This window comes from Microcoleus sp. S13_C5, from assembly GCF_036700845.1.
Lineage (GTDB): Bacteria > Cyanobacteriota > Cyanobacteriia > Cyanobacteriales > Microcoleaceae > Microcoleus.
This window is the reverse complement of the sequence record NZ_JAUBPR010000251.1, coordinates 1-2,361: the sequence shown is the minus strand read 5'-3', so window position 1 is coordinate 2,361 and position 2,361 is coordinate 1. Positions and strand designations below refer to the sequence as shown.

Here is a 2,361-nt window from a genome sequence, read left to right as displayed (position 1 = left end):
AATTAATCCGAAACATCTCAAAAACTGGTTTACTAATTGCTGCTACTGTACCTCATAACATCCGGAAGTGCTGTAATACTGTATTGCTAGTCTGTCCTGCGATGGCGATCGGTTGAAGTGACTGACTCATGGGAGCGATCGACTGCTGCAACTGTTGTTGATCTTCATTGATTGGGCTCATAGTCTTCCACTTGTCTAAATACACTTTTCTAATTGATATTGGCTGGCTGTAAACACTACTACAACTGCCCCAGCAATTTCTCGTAGTCTGTGTGTGAACCAACCCAAAACCAGATCGCAGTGTCTCCATCCAACTGACAAACTGCTCGATAGTTTTTGCTAATTCGGGCAGAATAGATGGGTAACTCTGGATGCACCTTCTTGAAACGCAGGCTTGGATGACTTGGGTTTTCCTTGAACTGGCGATACGCCGCGCGCGTCTGCTCTTTAACTTGTTGAGGTAAATCAGCAAATAATTTACGGAACTCGGTTGTAGTGCGTGAATTCACAATGTTTCTGGATCGAGTTCTTGGGTTTTGCCTGCATGATACTCAGCCATTGCGGTCGCTGCGAGTTTAGCAAGAGCATCGGGGGAACGGGAGAATGCTTGATCCCAACGCATATCATCTGCCGAGTCAGATTCAGACAATAACACTGCTTTGCTACTGTGTCCTGCAATAACAATGGGTTGATCCGCAATCTTAGTCATTGTCATGAATACAAGAACAACAACAGGCATAATGTAGGCTGCTGCTGTACCTATTACTGGGGCGATTGCTGCTGAAACAGAACTCACAAGAGTTTTTTGTAGTACCTCTGACGAAGAAAGTAGCTGTTTGTGTTCATCAGCGTATTTTTCATCGCCCCTTAAGAATTTTTCCATTTCATCCCGGACTTTTTCAATAAATAGATTTCTCGCTTGTTCGGCTCCAAATGGGAATGTGTTTTCTGGCATTGCATTCAGCCACTGTTTTGCTGCCTCTTCGTAAGAGTTAGTGGAATCCACTAGCTGCTTGATCCTTATTTGTTGGTATTTAGGCAGCGTTGTGAGCCACTCTTCATTATCAACCTGAAATAATTGTTCTAATTGATTTTCCATATCTACAACATTTCCCTAACGTACTCAACAGACACCGCATGAGTAGTCTGATGGAGGGTATGCGGATCTACTCCACCCAATGAAATACTACCTCCACCACCCGGAGCATATGACCCAATCAGGATAGCAACAAGCACTGTAGTTTGTGCAGAGAATATAGGGCTTCCAGATTGACCTGGGCGAGCCTGAGTGTTCAGGACGACATGCTTGGTTTTGACTATTCCATTTTTAATTAAGATTCGTGCACCGATCTCAGTTCGTTGCTGAGTGAGTACCAATCTTCCATGATCGGCGTGAGGATAACCAAAAATATCAACAACACTGCCAAAATTTAGAAGATCTGTGCTACCCATGGATATAGGAGAGAACGCATCAATATCAGCCGACAAAATACACAAATCTGTGAAAGGATCAATAGCTTCAATGCGAACCGGAATTACCTGAACTCGCTCATCAGAAGTATCTTGATAGTCATTGATGCTCGAATTATCAGGTTTTACAACCACGACTAGATTCTGCTCATCTTTATTAGTAACATGGGCAGCCGTAACAAACTTTCCAGGACTATTTAGTAGAGTTGCTGTACCAAGCAGCGATACCCCATTGAGTCCTGTTCGTCCGACCGCCAATACTATGTTTCCGAGAGATGAGTATGACATTTGACTTTTTACGATGAAAGTATGAACTTGCCATATAACTCTTAATTATACTACAACTGCGGTAGAATAACACTCTCATTGATAGATCATACCGCGCAATCACCAAAGTTATGTTTCTAAGTCGAGTAAATTGTACAGCAACTTCAACATCATACCTGATCAGAGTATCAATTGCCGCAGCAATAGCTCGCTCTTTCTCGAACCGCCTGTCTCGTCGGATCACTGATTGACATCTTGAGCCGCCATCATTGCATTGATATGGGTAAAGATGCGCTCTAATTCCCCAATGGCGTCTAGTTCCGCTGCCTCTTGTGCAATTAGTTGGTCTGCCTTTTTCTTCTCTAACAACTGTTCCATTCGCTGTTGCAGCGATTCACTAAATTTGAACAACTTCCACCGATCGACTTTTTCAATGCAAATCTCATGGATTAACGAGGAGGGTTTGTTGAGAATTGAAACCATTGTAGGCTCCCAGCTTCGGGTTTTAGGTAGTGACTAGATTATAGCTTTTATTCAATCTGGCAGATTTAACCCACATTCCGCAGATATTCAAGCAGAAGGAAAGGAAGATAGATTCGGAAACACAAAACTCCCAAACGATTG

The 2,361-nt window shown here is 43.0% G+C and carries 5 protein-coding genes; all 5 read right to left on the bottom strand.

Going from position 1 to position 2,361, the window contains the following annotated elements:
- Positions 1 to 52: 52 nt before the first annotated feature.
- Complete coding sequence (locus tag QUA04_RS29320) at positions 53 to 181, bottom strand: hypothetical protein (protein ID WP_333264215.1); 129 nt, start codon at positions 179 to 181, stop codon at positions 53 to 55.
- A gap of 58 nt (positions 182 to 239) precedes the next feature.
- Entirely contained in the window at positions 240 to 509 is a 270-nt protein-coding gene (locus QUA04_RS29315) for a ParE family toxin-like protein (RefSeq protein WP_333264212.1), read from the bottom strand.
- Positions 506 to 1,099 carry a hypothetical protein gene (locus tag QUA04_RS29310; RefSeq protein WP_333264209.1) on the bottom strand — a complete coding sequence of 198 codons (594 nt, stop codon included), beginning with the start codon at positions 1,097 to 1,099 and terminating at the stop codon, positions 506 to 508. The genes QUA04_RS29315 and QUA04_RS29310 overlap by 4 nt, the downstream gene beginning before the upstream one ends.
- A gap of 2 nt (positions 1,100 to 1,101) precedes the next feature.
- Positions 1,102 to 1,758: a serine protease gene (locus QUA04_RS29305; RefSeq protein WP_333264206.1), complete on the bottom strand. Its 657-nt coding sequence runs from the start codon at positions 1,756 to 1,758 to the stop codon at positions 1,102 to 1,104.
- 219 nt (positions 1,759 to 1,977) lie between these two features.
- Entirely contained in the window at positions 1,978 to 2,220 is a 243-nt protein-coding gene (locus tag QUA04_RS29300) for a hypothetical protein (RefSeq protein ID WP_333264203.1), read from the bottom strand.
- Positions 2,221 to 2,361: the final 141 nt, after the last annotated feature.